Genomic DNA, 18,645 nt, shown 5'->3' with positions numbered 1-18,645 from the left:
TGCGCCCCTTTAAGCGCCTCGATAAGAAAGCCGATCTCTTCGCCTAATTGGATAAGCTATTATTGCCTCGCCCCTTAGGTTCAAAATAAGGACGTTTGTTATGGCTACTTGCACCATGCTTTTTAAAGTGTACCCTGATGGGGTATACTTATGATCTATAAAACGAGGCAGTTTCAGAAAGTGTTTAAAAAGTCAGCCATTACTGACGAGGATTTGGCGACAGCTTGCCAAGAAATGGCCCAAGGCTTAATCGATGCGGATCTTGGAGATTATCTCTACAAAAAGCGAGTGGCCATGCCCAGTAAGGGTAAAAGTGGCGGCTTCAGGACGATGATCGGAGCTGTTATAGGTGAACGGTACTTTTTCCTATATATGTTTGCAAAGAGCGCCAAGTCGAATGTAACTAAGCAAGAGAAATTAGCTCTTCAAGAGATGGCGAAAGAGTTTATAAGCTTTGACCAAGCGACTATTCACAACCTAGTTGTCGATGGTGAGCTTTTAGAGGTGAGGCAAGATCATGAGTGATATTCTTAATACATTACATAAAACAGTGCAAGGTTTGCATAAGTCTGGCGCTATCAACAAAACCACTATGCGAAAGTTCGATACGCTGTGCTTAACGCAGGTGCATGAATTTAGTCCGACGCAAGTTAAGGCCCTTAGAGTTAAGGCTGGGCTTTCTCAGCCAGTTTTCGCTCGTTACCTTAACGTCAGTGACAAGCTGGTTAAAAAGTGGGAGCAAGGCGATAGCTCTCCAAAAGGGCCCGCGTTAAAAATGCTTGCACTTGCTGAGAGTAAGGGCATTGACGCTATAAGCTAGCTCACGGGTTCAAGGTTCACTTTTTCGTGTCGGCGTAAATATATCTCGGCAACCGCTCCTCGACATTGTGCTCCTGCAATGTCTAATAATAGACTCCTGTCTCGATGCGTTTTCTCCCCCTTACTATCCCTGTATGGCCCGGCGCATGAGGGTCCCGAAAAATCACCGCCCACCGCTTCACTTCAGCTTAAGTTAATGACATTGAATATATCCCTATAGCCTGCAATCGGCCTTCTCGACAATTGCTCCTCGACATTGTGCTCCTGCAATGCCGACTAAGAGACCTCCTGACTCGATACATTGATCTAATAAGCTACGGCCCTGTAGCGACCGGCCTCATAGCCCACGAAAAAGCAAACCTTTAACCGCTGGAGGATTTGAGTTTCTCGGCTAGTCGAGTACGAGGGTCTGTCCTCGCAAGCCTTTGGATATCAAACTCAGCACTTGCTGGCTAGGCGGCGTGCGAGCACCGCCGTCTGCTTCGGTGTTGTGGGTGTCCCAGATTATCGGGGCGACGCAGGATGCCAAAGCCGAAAAGAAATGTCACCGAAAGAGGCCGCCAAGGATGGCGGTTATGCAGGTAACGGAGGAGCATTTACCTGTGAAGGGCAACCCTAATCACCGGCCTTTGGCTTCCCTCTTTACAGCGCCGATTTTACGGTCGTGGTGAAGCGCTTCCCTGCGCGGCACCACACAAATGAGCTCCTGCCCATTTGCCCCCAAAATCGGCGGCGTTGCCAGTCATTATTTGGTAGATCAGTCGTTCACTCAACCTCTCTTTCTCAGACCACTACGCTTAAAACTGCTTGAAAATATGACTTGTTGTTCTTGGTGTGAATTATTGATAGCCTGCGATTATAAGACAGCAATTTTAAAGTTTTATCTGAAGAATATTGCTTGGTCTGATAAAGGGGCTGAGTAGTTTTGATTGTTTTTAGGGTGAGTGCCCGCTTTTATTTTCTTCTGAATAGTCACTATATTTTTTCTATACTCAATCGTTGAATGCGGAGATTGTATGACAAGGCTCGTGAGATTAATAATTTTTGGCATTGTTTCATCAATATTTACAGCTTGTGGCAGCGATGGCTCGGGAAGTGATCCCGAAGCAATTCCAAGAAATTCATCTAGTGCAAGCAGTACGAATTTCTCCCGGTCCAGTGCGGAATCGGTCCCTGCAAGCTCTTCTCTTGATAGCAGCTCTTCGATTGCAGTAGACGACGTAGCTGATCAGCTCGAATTTGGTGACGTTGTCGATGCTAATTATGGGGAATGGGTGATTTTTGGTCCGTTCATTATCAAAGGAGTCAATAGAGATATTGAGGCTTCCATAGCTGGTGGTGAAATCGCATTAGAAGATTTACCTTTTTCAAGTACCAATATACGGCTAACCAACGGTCAATCTATAAGCATTAGACTAAAAACGGACAACCTATCGCTATCGCGATCTACCGCTCAACTCATTCTAGGTGAGCAACCTTACGAATTCGCCGCTACCACTAGGGCAGACACAGAAGCCCCGCTAGGAAAGATCACTTTTCCGATAGGTAATGCAAGTACAAACCAAAACGAGATATCTGTCTCTGGAACGGCTTCAGATAATGAGGGTATTTTTAACGTAAGTGTTAACGGGGTTCCAGCAGTTTCGGACAATGACTTCGAGACTTGGACTGCAAAAATATCTTTGAATTCGGGCCTTAATGACATAAAAGTTTCGGTGTTAGATGTCGCATCCAATAGTAGCAATCAAGTTATTACCGCAAAGATTGATCGACAACCCACACTAAATCGACCCGAGGGTTTGGTCGTTGACCGAAGCTCGGAGCTTACATATTTAGTGGATTCCGACACCAAGAGTATTTATTCTGTAAATAAATCTGGTCTTCGAAAACTTATTAGTGGGAGCAAAAAAGGAACGGGGGAAGCATTTCGTGCTATTGACCGAATAGCGCTAGGTTTAAGCAATCAGTTCTTATATGTTTCTGATTCTCGGAATGATTTGATTTTTCAAATCAATATAGAAAATGGTAACCGAACGATAATTAGTAGCGACACAGTTGGAAATGGTTCGAATTACCGACTGCCAAATGGGCTCGTTGCGGAAAGCGGAAGTAGCCTACTAATTGTTGATGCGCTAAATAGTAGAATAGTTCGAACCAATATTAAGAGCGGAGATAATTTCGAAGTATCAGGATCGCAGGTAGGTTTAGGGGAGAGGCTCCAACAGCCTAGAGATATTGCACTGTCAGATAATAAAAAGACAGCCTATGTTACTGACTTGGATCGAAAAGCTATACTTTCTATTGACCTCACGACTGGTAATAGGCAAATAATTTCAAGCGAAAATGTTGGCTCTGGCGAGGAGCTGACACAACCTGAATCAATAGTTGTTAACCATGCCAGCAATCGCCTATTCGTCACAAATTGGTCAAAAGTTATCGCTATTGATCTAGATACAGGGGATAGGCAGCTTTTATCTAGCTTCGCCAGAGGCAAAGGTGCTGAGCCAGGGATATACTGGGACCTAGAATTGCTGGGCTCTGAAGGTATTGTAGTCTCTGACGTAGATAACGAAATGCTTGTACTTATAAATACTGATACTGGCGACAGAAGTATTTATACTCAGAAATCCGGGAGTTATGCTAGCTCATGGGTGCAACCTGAAGGCATTGCGATCTCAAGATCTGACAGCGCAATAATCGTTTCTGACCCTGGGCTAGGCAAGGTCGTAAACTTAGACTTATCGAATCAACAAACAACCGTTATATTAGATAAAAGCTCTGAAAACTTTTCACCCAATATGCCCATAAATAGATTTGCATACGATGCTTTAAATGAACGTTTCTACTTTGCTGCGAACCTGTTCAGTAAAGTAGTAGCTTTTGAGCCGCCCAATCCCATAGGAAGAACGATTTTTGACGAAGAGCTAACCGAAGAATATCTTGGCATCATTGGATCAATAGTTGTGAGCCCAGAGAGAAGTTATTTGTACTACAGTGCGCGCGACGCTGCGAGCATATATCAGGTGAATATAGAGACAGGAGAAAGAACAGCGATAGCCTCACCTTCAGTTGGGTCAGGCTTAGAAATTCATCGTCCTGTAGATTTATTTATGGACGACATCAATAATCAAATTTTTGCTTTATCTGATTCAGCTGAGACTCTATTCTTAATCAATATCGAAACACAAGAAAGGGAGGTAATCACTAGCTACCCATTCGAAGTAGGCTCTGGCGTAAGATTGTCAGGGTCACATATATTTGATGTAGACTTGAACAAGCAGCTTGCATGGATAATCACGTTCAGCAGCGATAATATCTATGAAATAGACTTGTCTACAGGGAGCAGAAAACTCATAAGCTCTTTAGAGAATAACCCCGGGCTCTCAGTTTCATATCCTGAAGATGTAGCTTACAGCTCATTAACAGATAGTTTATTCATTACAACGCCAAACGACGGTTATATTATCCAAGTCGACAGATTCACCGGGGATAGAGCGTTACTCTTCCCTTAGGCTTGATATGTCTCGGTTAGAAATTGGCGGGGTTGAAAAACAGGAATTTAGCGGGAAATTGTTAATGACGAAACCCCCAGCGTGCGCCTTAAAGGCAAGCACATCGGCGACGAAAATTCGAGGACACCCTAAACTCAAAACGGCAGGATAATAAAGTTTAGCGGGACACACTCTCTAGATTTTGGCCTGCTTTACCTCGGCTAGCAAGACAAATAATCTAGGACACCCATAACACTATCGAGATCATCTACACTTTCGACATGAAACAGGGAATTATCCAATGCATAGTGAGCACACAACTCAGCTGTTTGCGCTACATCAAATAGAGTTCTGGTCGATTGTTTTATAAAAAATAGTACTATGACAACACTCTACTATAAGCCATAACATTTGAGAATAGCGAACAATCTAGGACACCCATAACAAAGCCGAAAAACCTCTCAGCTCAGTTTCTAAACTTATATTGAATAATCTCTTCCAGCCGTGCGTTAGCGCCGCAACATTAATTAGCGGGACACACACTCTAAGTTGATGACTCTAACCCTTTTGATCTCTAAGCTAAAGCGGCGCTAGTGGCCAGCGCTTGTGATCAAACCATTCCTGCGGGAGCTCTTCAATTGGTTTATTGGGCAGCGCGCTGCAACTTCGCTGTCTTCGTTCGATTAGCTCAAACGCTTGCGCGGCGTCGGGATTGTCGATTTTAAATAGACTAAAAGTACCGCAATCACCAATGCCGCGAGATAATGACAGTACAGAAAGTTCTGCGGCAGTGCTATCGACCTCAATATGCCCCCAAACTTCTTGGGTCTTCTTGCTGTCAGCTTTCGCTATTTGTAATTGTCGGTGATTTTTTGATGTCTTATCAAAAGCGTACACATAGTACATTGGCTGATACGCACCTGGGACACACTGGACAGTGACAACCTGTAAAGTATTGGTAATATCAACTACCTCTACTTCTGCTACGTAATCACAATGTCGATCCCACTGCAGCGCTTGCTTCCATTTCCATTGTGACGCCGACCATTCGTCTGGCCCAGCCCATATCTCCCGATCGTAGTCAGTTAAGAGATCCAGTTTCGACTTATCGACAGTGTTTGCTTTTAGTTTGCTTTCGACTCGGTCGACTGCATGAGGGATTGGTGCGCAAGCCAGTGCGCAAGTTGATAATACAAATACGCTAGTTAATTTCATTGTGTTGATAATCAATTGGTCGATACTCGGAGTAATATTTCAATGTCTTCAGCGTAACGAGCAATCGCATTGGCTTTATCTGTGCCGTTAATAACCCGCCTTGAATTAACATAGTCAGTCTTTAAATCATTGATGTAACTATCAATCTTGCGCCCAGTAAAAATTCCTTTTTGCATGCCATAAACCATAGTTATATAAGCATTTTCTTTGTTTAACGCTTTATCTGGGTAGAGGTAAATACTATCTGTTGGCTTTGATAGAGTGAATCCGGAATTGTAGTCAGATGCTTTGGTTTTTCTTTTATTGGGGTAGTTGCCATTGCCCAGTTTTTCGTCAATTCTTTGGTAGTTATATCCCCAGGTTAACTGTACATATCCTCGGCCGTAATAAACATTTTTTTGGGTAGTGGTTTTTTTTGCAGCGTCGGTATGAGTAACGGTGATCTCCGCTCCATACTTGAGACCTTTTCCTTTCCCATACTCGGCTATCGGGCGAAATGTATGTGCAGTCTCATGCTTAGTTGTAGCCAGCATGTATGCAAATTCAGTAATGCGTCTAATATCGTTATCGTCCTTGCCTGTTTTGAGGATGTACTCCAAGCCAGCCTTATCTGCACTGGTAAGGGGTTTATATTGCTTTTCATATAATGAAATAACGATCGCTGGCTTGATCGCTGCACATTTCAACACAGGTGAAATTTTCTTTCGAATATGCGTCATCCTTGTCTCACCGCTAGCGGTTGCTGCGTCTTTTAAGATTGACTTTATAGTATTTCCTGAAGGGCTCACCCAACCGTCGATCACTGCCATTGACTTTGCCTTCTGATAGGCTTCAATGCGAGAGGCAACCGCTGCTTCATCTTTCCCGTTAACCGTCAGTTTAGGTAGTGCTTTGGAGCTAACTGCAGCGGTGTTTGGTTGTAGGGAATACTGTGTTTTGTTATGGGAATCTATGGCTTCGTAAATAGTGAATTCGTTGAACAGAAGCTGCAAAATCACCAGATCTGTTGGGTAGTTTTTTTGCCTTTACCCGTATTTGACTTAATCATCCCTTATCCTCCTTGGTTTTATCTCATTCATGAGGCTTAAGACTCTAACCGAATGTTTAGGCATAGCCAAGTGCTTGCTGCATACGCCCCGAGGTCAGCAAGCTTGCGACCGAGAAGAGGCCAGAGACAATCCAGGACACCCATAACAAAGCCGAAAAACCTCTCAGCTCAGTTTCTAAACTTATATTGAATCATCTCTTCCAGCCGTGCGTTAGCGCCGCAATACCGGTTATGGACCCCTCGATTCTTCCCTGTGGCTACTCCAAAGCCAAACCGTAATGCCGGCCCAGCATCAGATCCCCGAGCCACCTAGCCGTAGTTTTTTTACGGACAACCCCAATTCTGCTATGCTAATGCCCATATATTACTGAGGGGCATGACTATGCTGCATAGGTTTTCCGTAAAAAACTTCCGAAATTTCGCTGATTGGCTGAGTTTTGACCTATCCAGTCAGCAATACGAATTTAACGGCAGTGCTGTGCGCGATGGGGCAATTCTGCACGGCATGATCTACGGGCCAAATGGCGGCGGCAAGTCCAACCTCGGGCTGGCTATGGTAGACCCTATATCGCACCTCATTGATACACCTAGCAACCTCAGCACCCTAGATAGCAATTACCTTAATGGCGCCGCAGGGGTAGAACTGGCCGAATTTGTATTTGAGTTTCGCATAGATAATGCTGATATTATTTATACCTACGGCAAAAAGTCACGCCAGCAAATGGTCTATGAGCACCTAACAATTGGTGATGAAAAGGTCTTAAGTATCGACCGCAGGCAATCAACACATGCCAGTATTCACTTGCAGGGTGCCGAAACCTTAAAAACAGACGTCGGTAGCTCCGAGATATCGCTGCTAAAATACGTGCGCAGCAATGCCATTCTGGATGAAACACTGATCAATCAACGATTAGAAAATCTGTTAGATTTTATCGATGGCATGGTATTTTTCCGCTCATTAAATTCAACCACAACAGGCGAATATATCGGTAAAGATATCGGCGTAAAACGCCTGTCCCAAAGTATTATAGAGAGCGGGTCGGTAAAGGACTTTGAGGGATTTTTAAACAAAGCCGGCATTGATTGCACCCTGATAACCGATACCACCAACAAAGGTGAGAAAGGTATTTATTTTGACTTCGGCAATACCAAACTGGAATTTGTTATTGCCGCATCAACCGGCACATTATCGCTCGGTATTTTTTACTTCTGGTGGCTGCGCTTTCAAAATAACGATGTCACCTTTGCCTATATCGACGAGTTCGATGCCTTTTACCACCACGCCTTGGCTTCAAATATCGTGGATAGGGTAGCTCACTCTCACTGCCAAACCCTTATGACCACGCATAATACCGGGGTTATGAGTAACGACCTGTTGCGGCCCGACTGTTATTTTGTATTGGACAAAACCATCAAACCGATTACTGTACTAACCGGTAAAGAGCTACGCAAAGCTCATAACCTCGAAAAAATTTACAAAGGCTTATCCAGCTAATGGAGCGCACATTATTTGTTTTTGAGGGTGAGAAGCGCGAAAAGGATTATTTTAAAAGCCTACAGCGCGCCTTCTTTGCTGGCGAAGACAAGCACATTCTAGTCAGTTTTAAAAACGATATATACGAGCTATACCAACAGCTCGCTAACGATGAAGACTTAGACCCGTTTGAACTTATCCGCGAGCTAAATCCAATAGCGCAACAGCAGGAAGAACTCGCCAGTTTAAGGCGTGACCAAGTTGGCCAAATCTATTTATTTTTTGATATGGAACCCGGCGATAACCTGTACGCCGACAAAAAATTACTAAACATGCTTGAGTTGTTCAACAACGAAACCGAGCAAGGCAAACTTTTTATTAGCTACCCCATGGTCGAAGCGATACGTGACATTGACGACCCTGCCGAATACCTGACTCGCACAGTGGACTTACACAATGTGCAGGCAAAACCTACAAGCCACTATCGGCTAATCGCGGCAACCCCGCCTACCAAGATGCGAGAAAAATAGATAAACCGGCATGGAAGTTTTTAATTACTGCCAATCTTAAAAAAGCCAACCTCTTAATTTCAGGTGCCATCAGTCAAGCACCGGTTATAGACCAAAAACCCATTGCCCAAGCCCAGCTACTGCACTACTTACCAAAAAAACAAGTCGCCATATTGGGTGCTTTCCCGCTATTTTTAGCCGATTATTTTGGACACACAGTGTTTGAACGATAAATAGCGCTGCCGCCCAATCAAAAAGTTGTTTGGGAAATATACTTTGTAATCTTTGATAACAATTAGCGGGACACACACTCTAAATTGGTAAGGCGTCCTCGTGGGTAATAGGTAGTGATCTCGCTCTCGGCATGATGAGGTAACCCTCACCGGATTAGCGACCCACGAAATCTAACAACAATTCATAACTTCCTGCATCCGCTGCGCGCAACGCGGCGATATATTCGGTGCGCCTATCATTCATTTTTTGTAAATCCACCCCGCCCGACCAATCTATCGGTTTTTCTTTTAAAGCCGTAATGAGTATTGCGTCCGCCATTATGCGCGCATGGCGACCATTACCATTTGGAAATGGGTGAATAAAAACCAACCTATGATGAAACCTTGCGGCGAGTTCATGAGGCGGATAGGTTCTGTATTCAACCCAGAACTTGGCATCATCGAGGAGTAAGCGCAGTTGAATAGCAATTTGAAGCGGGTCAATGCCGATGTTCTTTTCTGTTTTGCGGAAAGTCCCTGCCCAGCGCCAGACCTGCCCAAATAGCTTTTTGTGGAGATTGCGTGCGAAGCCTTCAGTGAAAGGGTCCGCGCTTTTTTGCTTCTTAAGCCATTTGAGACCATCTTGAATATTGTATTGCTCGAGTTCATCAAGCTGCCCGCGTGTGCTGACATGCTTGTGAAGCAGGCCTTCGAGCTCTTCGGGCTCAAGGGGTGTTGACCCATCCGGTTCTCCAACGAGCTTACTCATTGCTCATCCCATAGGTTTGAGGGCTTATCGCGTAGCTCTTTGGTGAGGCGTTCGATTTCTGCAGTGAGACGATCATTGGTAAGGGCTTGATCTTCAAGCGCCATTTGAATGCTGGCTTGTTTTACGAGCTCCCGCGCTTTTTCGCGCGCGCGCGCATCGATAATGCCTTCTACGTCGCGCTCAGGAATAACAGCATAAACAAAGCGACAATTCATGGCGGCAGCCATTTGCTGCATGCTTTTAAGGGTGACGCTGCCTGAATTTTCTGAAATTTCTATTTTGGAAACCAGTGCACGACTTACGCCTGCGCGGCGAGCGAGCTGCGCACCAGACATGCCAAGGGCTTTGCGCATAGTGCGCAACCAGCCCTCAGAAGGCATGTTTAAATCCTCCAGCTTTTTGCGGGCTTCATTGATTAACTCCCGATATTGGCGGGCTATAAGTGCTTTAAGTCCCATTACGTCAACCTTTATACTTACAGGATTACTTAATTCGTCAATATATATATTGACGAATTATAGCTTATTGTCAACTCATTTGTTGACAATAAAACAGTGGGACAGACGCGCCAACAGAGCAATGACCGAATAATTAGCGGGACACATACTCTAAATGGTTAATGGTAAAACCCTGAGTGTGCGCTTTAAAGGCAAGCACATCGGTGAAGTGCTTGCGATGAATATCGACCAAGCCGCCTTCTTCGAGTCCATAACCAAGCTACAACCACGCCCTGTGTTTACTACGCTTGAGTGTCTGTCCAGAAGGCGCCTCAGCCTGACCTTAGCGGTTTATGTTATGGATGTCCTCGATTAGTCACTAAGCATGCTTGAGTTATTCGACAATGAAACCGAGCAAGGCGAACTTTATATTAGCTACCCCATGGGCGAAGCGATGCGTGACATTGGCGACACCGTCGGATACCTGACTCGCTCGGTGACGTTACAACAACGTGCTTGCAAAACTTACAAGTCGCCATATTGGGGGCTTTCCCGCTATTTTTAGCCTATTATTTTGGACATACAGTGTTTGAACGCTAAGCTTCTCTGAACACCCGTCGCCGTTTTACCTTAAAGATAAAGCGTCATCTCCGACAACAAACTTTTTCGGTTTACCGGCTTCGGTAAAAAACCATTCCCACCCACTTCTTGGGCCGTAGTTTTATCCTCGTCTACTTCACGGGCGGTGATGAAAATAATCGGTAGCTGCTCCGAATTATGATGCCGCCGCAGGGCCTTGCAGGCCTCAAAGCCGTTCATTTCCGGCATCATAATATCCATCAAGACTAGTGCTATCTGCGGGTTGTCGCTCACTTGCTCTAACGCGGCCTTACCCGTCTCGGCTTCAAACACATTATAGTTAGTTTGCAGCATGCCTTTTAATACCATGCGGTTAATCATCTCGTCATCAACAATCAATATCGCGGGCTTTGCTTTGGGTTCAGCGCTTGCCATACCTACCAATTCAGCTGCCACTTCGGCTGACGGCCGGCTAGTAACACCCGTATGCGTTTGTTCATCGGTAACCGGTAATGTAAATCGTACACACGTGCCTTTGCCCGTATCGGAATGCACCTCGATATAACCACCATGTAGCTCGATAAGTTGTTTGGTGATCGAAAGTCCCAACCCTATTCCACCTTGCTCTTGACCATGATCGTGACTTCTATGTTTCACAGTATCAAAAACCCGCTCGAGAATTTCGGCTTCCATACCCAAGCCAGTATCTTGTATTTCAAGCGTCATGGTTTTTTCGTCGAACGTGTTTTTAACGGTAATGCTGCCTTCTTGTGTGTACTTAATAGCATTGCCGATAATATTCAATAACACCTGGCGTAGCCGGTTGGCATCGGCATAAATATTTGGCGACGCGGGTTCTAGCTGATTAAAAATATCTATGTGTTTAGGAATTGGCAGCAACACTAAAGCTTCACTGGTAATTTGTAATATATTAAGAGGTTGCCTTTGCAGGGTGAGGCTTTGGGCCTCTAACTTCGAAAAGTCTAAGACATCATTGATGGTATTCAGTAACCGTTTACCACTGCTCTGAATGTTTTTGGCATAGGAGATCACCGTGCTATCTTGTCGGTTTACACCGTGATCAATTAACTGCTCGACCAATCCTAATACCCCGTTCAACGGGGTACGCAGCTCGTGTGAGGTGTTGGCTAAAAATGTATTTTTAAGTTTTGCCACTTTGCGCAGTTCAGCATTCAAGGCTCGCTCTTGCGTTAACTCCAATTGCTTTTGCTTGTGCTTAAATAACATAGTCAATATCGCCAAAAATACTAAGCAATAAATAATGTACGCCCACCAAGTTAGCCACGGTGCCGGTAAAATATGAATCGATAAAGCCACTTCATTACTACTCTCAAGGCCCAGCTCATCAATGGCTTTTAATCGAAAGGTGTAACTCCCCGATGGTACATTGGTATACACCGCACGCGCACTGCGGGTGGTATTTCCCCATGTTTTATCTAACCCTTCTAAGTAATAGCTGAACTGGCTGTACTTGGCTGTGCGCATATTTAAATGTGCAATACCTAGGCTAAAGGTTGTGTGTTCGTGATTAAGTGTGAGCGGTTGTAGCAAACCAATACTTTGCGGTAGCAAGGGGCTTTGTACAGGGCTTATTTTGACGTTATTGACCTGTAAGCTTTGCACAACAACCGGGCTGGCTTTAGCGCTAGCACCAAAGCGCTGAGGATTAAATACCGTAATCCCGCCCGAGCTTCCTATGTAAATATGGCCTTCAGGGGTCACGGCAATTGCGTTGCGGTTGTGGTTATTGTCGGCTACGCCGTGTTGTTTTTGATACATATTGACCGCAAACGTTTTGGAATCTATATGTGCAATTCCGTTTTGTGTACCTGCCCAAACATTGCCATCACCATCTTCAACAAAACTGCTTACCACCGCAGATTGAAGCCCCCCAGCGTGTGTCACCTGCCCCACAAGCTGGCCATCGCGACGAAAAATATAAACGCCTTCGCCTTGCACGCCCACCCAGATCCGAAATTGGCGATCCATAAAAAGGCCCGTCACGTTGTACGCGGTATTTTTTTGCTGGGGTTTATCCGGAAGGGAAACATGGATTAAGGTTTTATCTTTTTTATTTAAAATGGAAAGCCCGCCAAGTGTCCCTAACCAGAGCTTACCTTCGCCATCATCTAAAGATCGATAAATATAATTTGAGGGGAGAGAGGCTGGGTTGTTGGCGTCGTGCTGGTAATGCTCAAGTACATTGCCGTTGCGATCTAACTTAAATAAGCCCTCGAAGAGTGTGCCTGCCCATAAATTATCGCCATCGAACAGGATATTCCAAATGAAATTAATCCCCCCCGGTCTTACGGACCGCTCTTGAATGGTCTTATTACTGAAGCTTTTTGTTTGAGGATCAAACGCAATAATGCCGCCTTGCGTAGTACCCAGCCACACAATACCGTTGCTATCTTCTTTCGCGACAAGAATGGTCTCGGAAACTAATTGCCCCTCGGTATTCTCGGTATTGTAGACCGTAAACTGTTGGCTCGCGGGGTCGAAATAGTTAAGCCCTTTCTCAGTACCAATCCACATTCCACCTTGCTGGCTATTTTGTATAGACAATATGCCGTTGTGGCTCAGCTGATTTTGGCCCGGCTGGTACTTCAAATTGATAAAGTGGCTTTTCGCACGGCTGAAGTAATCGATACCCGAATTAAAAGTACCCAGCCAAATATCACCTTGAATGTCCTCGAAAAAACTGCGCACCTGGTTGGAAGAAATACTATTCGAAGAGTAGGGATCGTGCTTATGAAAAGTAAATTTCTGACTGTCTTCATCAAAAACGGCAATGCCGGCATTATCTGTAGATAACCAAATCTCACCATTACTGCGTTCAAACAAGCTCCAAACAGATTTAAGCCCTGACGACTCCGTAGGATTAGTACCGTGATTGAGAAAATGCACACTGCCATCGGGGTCGATGCGTACAGGCGGCCGAACCATGGACGCTAACCACAACCGTCCTTTTTTATCTCGCAGTATGTCAAAAACACCGGCACTGCGTAATTTTTTAGCATATTGCTCGGGCGCAGGGTAAGGCGCGTAGTCCCCACGCTGCGGATCTAGCACATAGAGGCCATCACTAAACGTGCCTACCAGTACTTGCCCGCCATCGTAAAGCAACGCTTGTATTCGATTCGTCTCCGGTAGCTCTTGCGCGTTGCGCGAAGCGTAATACTGGCACGTTTTTCGATCTGCTGGGATCACAACTAGCCCACGATCGGTACCCACATACAGCCGATTCTGCTCATCGAGAACAATAGACGATATATACGCATTGTGAAACCAAGGCGGCGCACTGGGCGGATTAAAATGACTAAATCCCTCACGCTCGGGTTGATATAGATACAAGCCATTGCGTGTTGCCACCCAAAGCTGTTGGTTGTGATCGACTTGCAGCCCCGTGACTTCATCACTACCAAGGGAGAAGGGCGTATCCTTTTGCCGCTGGAAAACGCGGAATCCACGGCCGTCATAACGCGCAAGGCCATTATTGCCGCCAAACCAAAGATACCCTTGAGCATCCTGCGCAATACTTTGAATAATGCCAATGCGGTCGCCTTCGAATTCAAGCTCCTCCATCGAAACAGTATCAAAACGGAGATTAGATTCGGGGTAACCCGTAAAAAGCGCATGGCTTTTGTTCGGTAAGATCACCCCACACACAAGCCATACCCACAGTGCCAAAAGGTACGGAAACGATATGCGTACACCTAAACGACAAGCATGTGAGATCGAGCTATACATATAGCATTAATTTCAGCAGTGACAGATTACTTAAGCTTAGCTGACCCTTGCCATTTCGCCTGCGTAACCTCCCGCACTTTGATCTCAAAACTAGGTCACGAAAAAACGCTCTGCTATCAACAACTTAGCCCTGGGTGTTTGCCTTTCGCTGATAATGGCTATACCTTTTGCCGCATTCCTCTTCCGTGCTTCCCCCTGATTTTAAGGTGCCCTAATAATGCTCCGCCAACCGCCCGACCACCTGCTCGCCTGCCCCACTTGCCAAGCCGATACCAACAATGGCTTTAACCCAGCGCAACAAAACTGCAGTGCCTGTGGCCAGCTGTTTTTTGATTTACAGGGCATGCCCTGCTGGTTTGACGTGGGCTTATCGCAGCAACAATTATGGGAAAGCCTGTACGCGCTGGCGATTAAAAGCGGCGAAAACAACCTAGAACGCAACCGCCAACGCGACCTCAGCGATATGCTGCCCAGCAGCGTTAAGCGCATTCAAACGATGGATGCGATTAACAACAGCATTGTTGAAGCCATGGATGTGCTGCTTAACGATATGGGGCTGAATAAAACCGTTCACCCCGAGTTTGCCAATTACGACCCATCGCGCATGCTGCAGTATTTTGAATTACTCCTGCGCGATTGGGCCTGGGATGGCGCGCAGCATCTGCCCAATAGCGAAAATGCCCGCGAGCTAGCGCGCATTCAAGCTGCGCATGCCGCAATTGATAGGCCCTTGGGTGATACTTGGGTTATTGGTGCCGGTGCTGGGCGCTTAAGTGCCGACTTACACCACCACCTAAAGCCCAGCCATACAGTAGCGCTGGATACCAACCCGGTTTTGATCAGCTGCGCCCATCGCTTAGTGGCGCAACAAAAACCATGGCAATTGCCCGAGATTCACCCAGGCCCACAACTCGGGCTGCCCCTGACCAAAGTCTGGCCGATGAATGCACCATGCTATGACAATATGGATAATTGGTACGCCGTTGCCGGTAACGCTTGGCGGCCACCACTGAAAAAACACAGTTTTGATACCATTATTACCCCGTGGTTTATGGATGTGAACGGCCGTGAAGTGCGCGATCTGATCGGCCAAGTACAAAAATACCTTAAACCCGGCGGCGTTTGGATAAACACCGGGCCATTGCTTTACGGACCCGACATTACCGACATGCACCGCTACAGCCATGCGGAAATTATCGAACTGCTAGAACTCGCCGGCTTTGAGGTGGTGTACCAAAACACAACGCAAAGCCCTTATTTGGATACGCCATTATCCGAAGAAAAACGCATCGAGCAGATTTGGACTTTTGCGGCAATTGCACCCAATACGTTCCCCACCACCTATGCCGATACCTATCCACCTGCCTGGATTGTATTACCGCACTTACCTATTCCCAGCACTCTAAGCTTCAATACTCATGGCAATCCTGTGCTGGAACACCTAGCGGCGCAAGTTAACGGTGTCACCAGTATTAACGATATTGCCGATATCATGCGGCCTAATCTTGGGGAGGATAAAAATCCGCTTGAGGTCGTGCGCGGGGCGTTTTTGGAGTATTTGTTGAAGTAGTGCTTTACGCCTAAGTACTATATAGCACGCATAAAAAAGAGCCTATTGGGCTCTTTTTTATTGTTCTGCAATTGGGGTGTAAAGGGTATGACCTTAGCGGTTTGTGTTATGGATGTCCTCGATTATGCTTGCCAATAATAGCCTACCTCCCATTGAGGCCAAGTATCACGCTGTACCGTCAACAAAAAAATTAACTAGCACGAATTTAGAGTGTGTATCCTCTTATATTGTTAGCTCTTAATTAAGGTATAGCAAAACTCCCTTTAAATGCCAGATCGAGCGTCGGAGTTATGGATATCCCAGATTATTTTGGCTTCGCGCAATCTATCCTTGTTCGTTATGAGCTTAAAAAAATGTGAGGGTGCAACTTTTCCCGGTTAGGGACGTAAATCAGGATACATAAATACTCGTGAAGGGAGAAAGCCATGAATTGGCGAGGACTGTTGGTAGTGCTGGGGGGATTGGCTCTGGCAGGTGTGACGGGGTGTGACGGAGCTAGTGCTCCTGTTGATAATGAGTCTAATGGTCAGGCATCATGTAGTGATATTTGCCCAGAACAAGTGGCGCTAGAGTTTAAAGTCCCTGCCTATACTGAGCGTGAGGTGAGCTTGGTTGTGATTCACACCAAAGGTCAGCTGAGTAGCTCGCATGAGCGGCTAACGGTGACTGCGCTCAGCGATTATGCCAGCAGCGTAACTTATCGTGTTGAAACCAAATTTGGTGAACCAGGTTTTTTCTCCGACAGCTTTACTCTAGAGCTTCATCAGGACTCTACGTTGATGGGTTCCTTAGCGGTACCTGTGGAGTATGAGTCGTATCAGGCGTTCCGTGTATTCGGCGCTGTTCCCTCTTTTGGCTCAGGTCCTCGCCAATTCACGATGCCTGCTGATGTTCCAGCAGGCATCGCAAGTGTTAATAATCTGATCACGACCACTAGTGATGCAGTTACCATTAAGGGGACTTATGCGAATTGGCGTATTGAGAATATCACTGATGGCCTCGTTATCTCTCCTGAGTCCGGGCAGGGGGCGGCGGAACTGGACATCTCATTCGTCAGTGGCTATCAGCAAGGCGCCGGGGTCCAACGATTTCATTTTGATATTATTGATGATCATTCTGGAAAGAGTGAAACCGTTTATTTTTCTGTGGATGCGCATCAAGAGGCGGTGCATATTACTCCAAAGTTTTTGACTCCTGAGATCTTGAGTACTACTCAATTTGAAGACCTGTCTTGGAAGGTGCAACTATTGGATGCGACGGCAGGCTTGCATACGGACCGGCAGCTCAATTGGCGATTTGTTGATATTCCAGAAAATTTTATGGTGGAGCCGAGCGAGGGACATTCTGGCAGAGACACGGATGTCACTATTTCTCGTTTACACCCGCTTACGGGTCAAGATATTAATCGATACTACTATTTTCAAATAGAGTTCTTTGATGAAAACAATAATGTTGTTGCTAGTTCTAAACGAGTGATGTTGTGGCTGGACTCGCAGGTGCCCATGATCAATGATATTACGCCACGTCAGTTGGCTTTTGGAGATCAAAGCCTCATATTGCTTGAGATCAAAAATGCCCATAAACCCTTCGAAATGTATCTTAACGGTGAGCGGATTCCCTACAAAAAAGCAGGGCACTTTTATGCGCTCGATGCTGATTTAGTTCAGGGGGAGTCAATTCTTTCAGTTTATAACGGCCAGTCTTCAGGTCTATATGATCAGCATACGGTTGTGCTTAACGCAGACCGTGAATACCAAAAAGGAAGGGTGCAGCTATCGGAAACTCCCAGTGTTTTGCGTTATCAACCGAGCACGCAGTCATGGGTTTATTTAGGTCAAGAGGGTATTGTGTATGCCATGCAGTTTTTGGAGGGGGGCTGGCGGACAATTCAGTGTGTTTCGGATTTTCCTATTGTAGATATTGAGCGTGCTTATGATGAACTTATGGCGATATCATCCAGCGAAATTTATCGGCTGACTATTGAGCATGATATGTGTTATTTCTCTGAGCAATATTTTGCGCAAAGAGGTTTGCAATTTCTAGGCCCCAATTACCCCTTTGTCGATATAGACTTTAGTGCTATGTATAGATCTCCGTCACCTGCATATTTAACGTTTAAGAAGCATAATCGTGCTTTTGAAGGGTCTTATCCTGCCCTTGAGCAACGCAGCCTTTTCGCGAATAGTGACTTGTTATTTTCTCCTGATAGTTACTCGTTTACATTTGCTGCTGAAGAGAAACAATTATTGATCAGCGATACGCGTGATGCTTTCATTCACACAAGTAATTCTATCTTTAGTGACATTGGCTACGAAGGAGCAAGTATCAGCGATGATGCCAGTGTAGTGGTGCTCGCTAACGGCGATGTGTATCGCTTGAGGAAGTTTGGTTATGAGGCGGCGGGGCAGTTAACACAAGCCTCTGACGGCTCAGTCATAAGCACACTGGTTAGTCGTGATGGGAGTCGTGCTTGGCACTTACATCTTAAAGGTCAACGCAGCTGGATTAGTGAATATGATCTTACCTCTTTAGAGGTTGGTGTGCAGATTTTAGGAGTTCGCAATATGGATTTAGACTTGCCGGAAGGTTTTACTTGGGAGAAAGGCAACTTTTTGGAGGTGCAAAGTTCTCCTGGCGATAAGTTGTTGACAGTTACCCTAAATAATTGGCTGTGGACTGTGCCTTTGTAGGGTTGTCACCTATTGGGACACACACTCTAAACTTTAGCCAAAAGGCCATCCTCGCCAGAGG

Annotated in this window: 14 protein-coding genes; 9 read left to right on the top strand and 5 right to left on the bottom strand. The window is 45.7% G+C overall.

Annotation, left to right across the window (positions count from 1 at the left end):
* Positions 1–150 precede the first annotated feature (150 nt).
* The 3 genes from AC3A8L_RS11130 (at position 151) to AC3A8L_RS11120 (ending at position 4,331) form a co-directional block, all read left to right on the top strand.
* Positions 151–525, top strand: coding sequence for a type II toxin-antitoxin system RelE/ParE family toxin (locus AC3A8L_RS11130; protein WP_487962329.1), 375 nt, complete (start codon positions 151–153; stop codon positions 523–525).
* A complete protein-coding gene (locus AC3A8L_RS11125; RefSeq protein WP_487962328.1) occupies positions 518–820 on the top strand; it encodes a helix-turn-helix domain-containing protein in 303 nt (100 codons plus the stop codon). The genes AC3A8L_RS11130 and AC3A8L_RS11125 overlap by 8 nt, the downstream gene beginning before the upstream one ends.
* A 1,015-nt stretch (positions 821–1,835) precedes the next feature.
* Entirely contained in the window at positions 1,836–4,331 is a 2,496-nt protein-coding gene (locus tag AC3A8L_RS11120) for an NHL repeat-containing protein (RefSeq protein ID WP_487962327.1), read from the top strand.
* 558 nt (positions 4,332–4,889) lie between these two features.
* Here AC3A8L_RS11120 and AC3A8L_RS11115 read toward each other — a convergent pair.
* A complete protein-coding gene (locus tag AC3A8L_RS11115; RefSeq protein WP_487962326.1) occupies positions 4,890–5,525 on the bottom strand; it encodes a DUF1176 domain-containing protein in 636 nt (211 codons plus the stop codon).
* Positions 5,526–5,536: 11 nt separating this feature from the next.
* Entirely contained in the window at positions 5,537–6,523 is a 987-nt protein-coding gene (locus tag AC3A8L_RS11110) for a glycoside hydrolase family 19 protein (protein ID WP_487962325.1), read from the bottom strand.
* A 432-nt stretch (positions 6,524–6,955) separates the two neighbouring features.
* On the opposite strand from AC3A8L_RS11110, the gene AC3A8L_RS11105 reads away from it, so the two are divergent.
* Positions 6,956–8,068, top strand: coding sequence for an AAA family ATPase (locus AC3A8L_RS11105; protein WP_487962324.1), 1,113 nt, complete (start codon positions 6,956–6,958; stop codon positions 8,066–8,068).
* Positions 8,068–8,577, top strand: coding sequence for a hypothetical protein (locus AC3A8L_RS11100; protein ID WP_487962323.1), 510 nt, complete (start codon positions 8,068–8,070; stop codon positions 8,575–8,577). Before AC3A8L_RS11105 ends, AC3A8L_RS11100 begins: the two co-directional genes overlap by 1 nt.
* Positions 8,578–8,943: 366 nt before the next feature.
* Here AC3A8L_RS11100 and AC3A8L_RS11095 read toward each other — a convergent pair whose 3' ends face one another.
* Complete coding sequence (locus tag AC3A8L_RS11095) at positions 8,944–9,537, bottom strand: mobile mystery protein B (RefSeq protein ID WP_487962322.1); 594 nt, start codon at positions 9,535–9,537, stop codon at positions 8,944–8,946.
* A complete protein-coding gene (locus AC3A8L_RS11090) occupies positions 9,534–9,995 on the bottom strand; it encodes a mobile mystery protein A (protein ID WP_487962321.1) in 462 nt (153 codons plus the stop codon). The genes AC3A8L_RS11095 and AC3A8L_RS11090 overlap by 4 nt, the downstream gene beginning before the upstream one ends.
* Before the next feature lie 154 nt (positions 9,996–10,149).
* Between AC3A8L_RS11090 and AC3A8L_RS11085 the strand changes: the two genes are divergently transcribed.
* Together AC3A8L_RS11085 and AC3A8L_RS11080 are read left to right on the top strand one after the other, a co-directional pair.
* Positions 10,150–10,350: a hypothetical protein gene (locus AC3A8L_RS11085; protein WP_487962320.1), complete on the top strand. Its 201-nt coding sequence runs from the start codon at positions 10,150–10,152 to the stop codon at positions 10,348–10,350.
* Positions 10,351–10,359: 9 nt separating this feature from the next.
* Positions 10,360–10,539 (top strand): hypothetical protein, encoded by a 180-nt coding sequence (locus AC3A8L_RS11080; RefSeq protein WP_487962319.1) that lies wholly within the window; start codon positions 10,360–10,362, stop codon positions 10,537–10,539.
* A 65-nt stretch (positions 10,540–10,604) separates the two neighbouring features.
* On the opposite strand, the gene AC3A8L_RS11075 is transcribed toward AC3A8L_RS11080, so the two are convergent.
* Complete coding sequence (locus AC3A8L_RS11075; RefSeq protein WP_487962318.1) at positions 10,605–14,234, bottom strand: two-component regulator propeller domain-containing protein; 3,630 nt, start codon at positions 14,232–14,234, stop codon at positions 10,605–10,607.
* Positions 14,235–14,541: 307 nt separating this feature from the next.
* Here AC3A8L_RS11075 and AC3A8L_RS11070 point away from each other — a divergent pair, with 307 nt between their 5' ends.
* Together AC3A8L_RS11070 and AC3A8L_RS11065 are read left to right on the top strand one after the other, a co-directional pair.
* The gene (locus AC3A8L_RS11070) at positions 14,542–15,894 is read left to right on the top strand and encodes a class I SAM-dependent methyltransferase (protein ID WP_487962317.1); all 1,353 of its coding nucleotides are present in this window, start codon (positions 14,542–14,544) and stop codon (positions 15,892–15,894) included.
* 425 nt (positions 15,895–16,319) lie between these two features.
* The gene (locus AC3A8L_RS11065) at positions 16,320–18,584 is read left to right on the top strand and encodes a hypothetical protein (RefSeq protein ID WP_487962316.1); all 2,265 of its coding nucleotides are present in this window, start codon (positions 16,320–16,322) and stop codon (positions 18,582–18,584) included.
* Positions 18,585–18,645 lie beyond the last annotated feature (61 nt).

This window comes from Marinagarivorans sp. (assembly GCF_982758155.1).
Note: the sequence above shows the minus strand (reverse complement) of the source record. Positions and strands in the feature narration are given on the sequence as shown.

Excerpts from the sequence above, each read along its gene's own strand:
- AC3A8L_RS11130 (WP_487962329.1), top strand. The coding sequence starts at position 151 with ATGATCTATAAAACGAGGCAGTTTCAGAAAGTGTTTAAAAAGTCAGCC.
- AC3A8L_RS11125 (WP_487962328.1), top strand. The coding sequence starts at position 518 with ATGAGTGATATTCTTAATACATTACATAAAACAGTGCAAGGTTTGCAT.
- AC3A8L_RS11120 (WP_487962327.1), top strand. The coding sequence starts at position 1,836 with ATGACAAGGCTCGTGAGATTAATAATTTTTGGCATTGTTTCATCAATA.
- AC3A8L_RS11115 (WP_487962326.1), bottom strand. The coding sequence starts at position 5,525 with ATGAAATTAACTAGCGTATTTGTATTATCAACTTGCGCACTGGCTTGC.
- AC3A8L_RS11105 (WP_487962324.1), top strand. The coding sequence starts at position 6,956 with ATGCTGCATAGGTTTTCCGTAAAAAACTTCCGAAATTTCGCTGATTGG.
- AC3A8L_RS11100 (WP_487962323.1), top strand. The coding sequence starts at position 8,068 with ATGGAGCGCACATTATTTGTTTTTGAGGGTGAGAAGCGCGAAAAGGAT.
- AC3A8L_RS11095 (WP_487962322.1), bottom strand. The coding sequence starts at position 9,537 with ATGAGTAAGCTCGTTGGAGAACCGGATGGGTCAACACCCCTTGAGCCC.
- AC3A8L_RS11090 (WP_487962321.1), bottom strand. The coding sequence starts at position 9,995 with ATGGGACTTAAAGCACTTATAGCCCGCCAATATCGGGAGTTAATCAAT.
- AC3A8L_RS11085 (WP_487962320.1), top strand. The coding sequence starts at position 10,150 with ATGGTTAATGGTAAAACCCTGAGTGTGCGCTTTAAAGGCAAGCACATC.
- AC3A8L_RS11080 (WP_487962319.1), top strand. The coding sequence starts at position 10,360 with ATGCTTGAGTTATTCGACAATGAAACCGAGCAAGGCGAACTTTATATT.
- AC3A8L_RS11070 (WP_487962317.1), top strand. The coding sequence starts at position 14,542 with ATGCTCCGCCAACCGCCCGACCACCTGCTCGCCTGCCCCACTTGCCAA.
- AC3A8L_RS11065 (WP_487962316.1), top strand. The coding sequence starts at position 16,320 with ATGAATTGGCGAGGACTGTTGGTAGTGCTGGGGGGATTGGCTCTGGCA.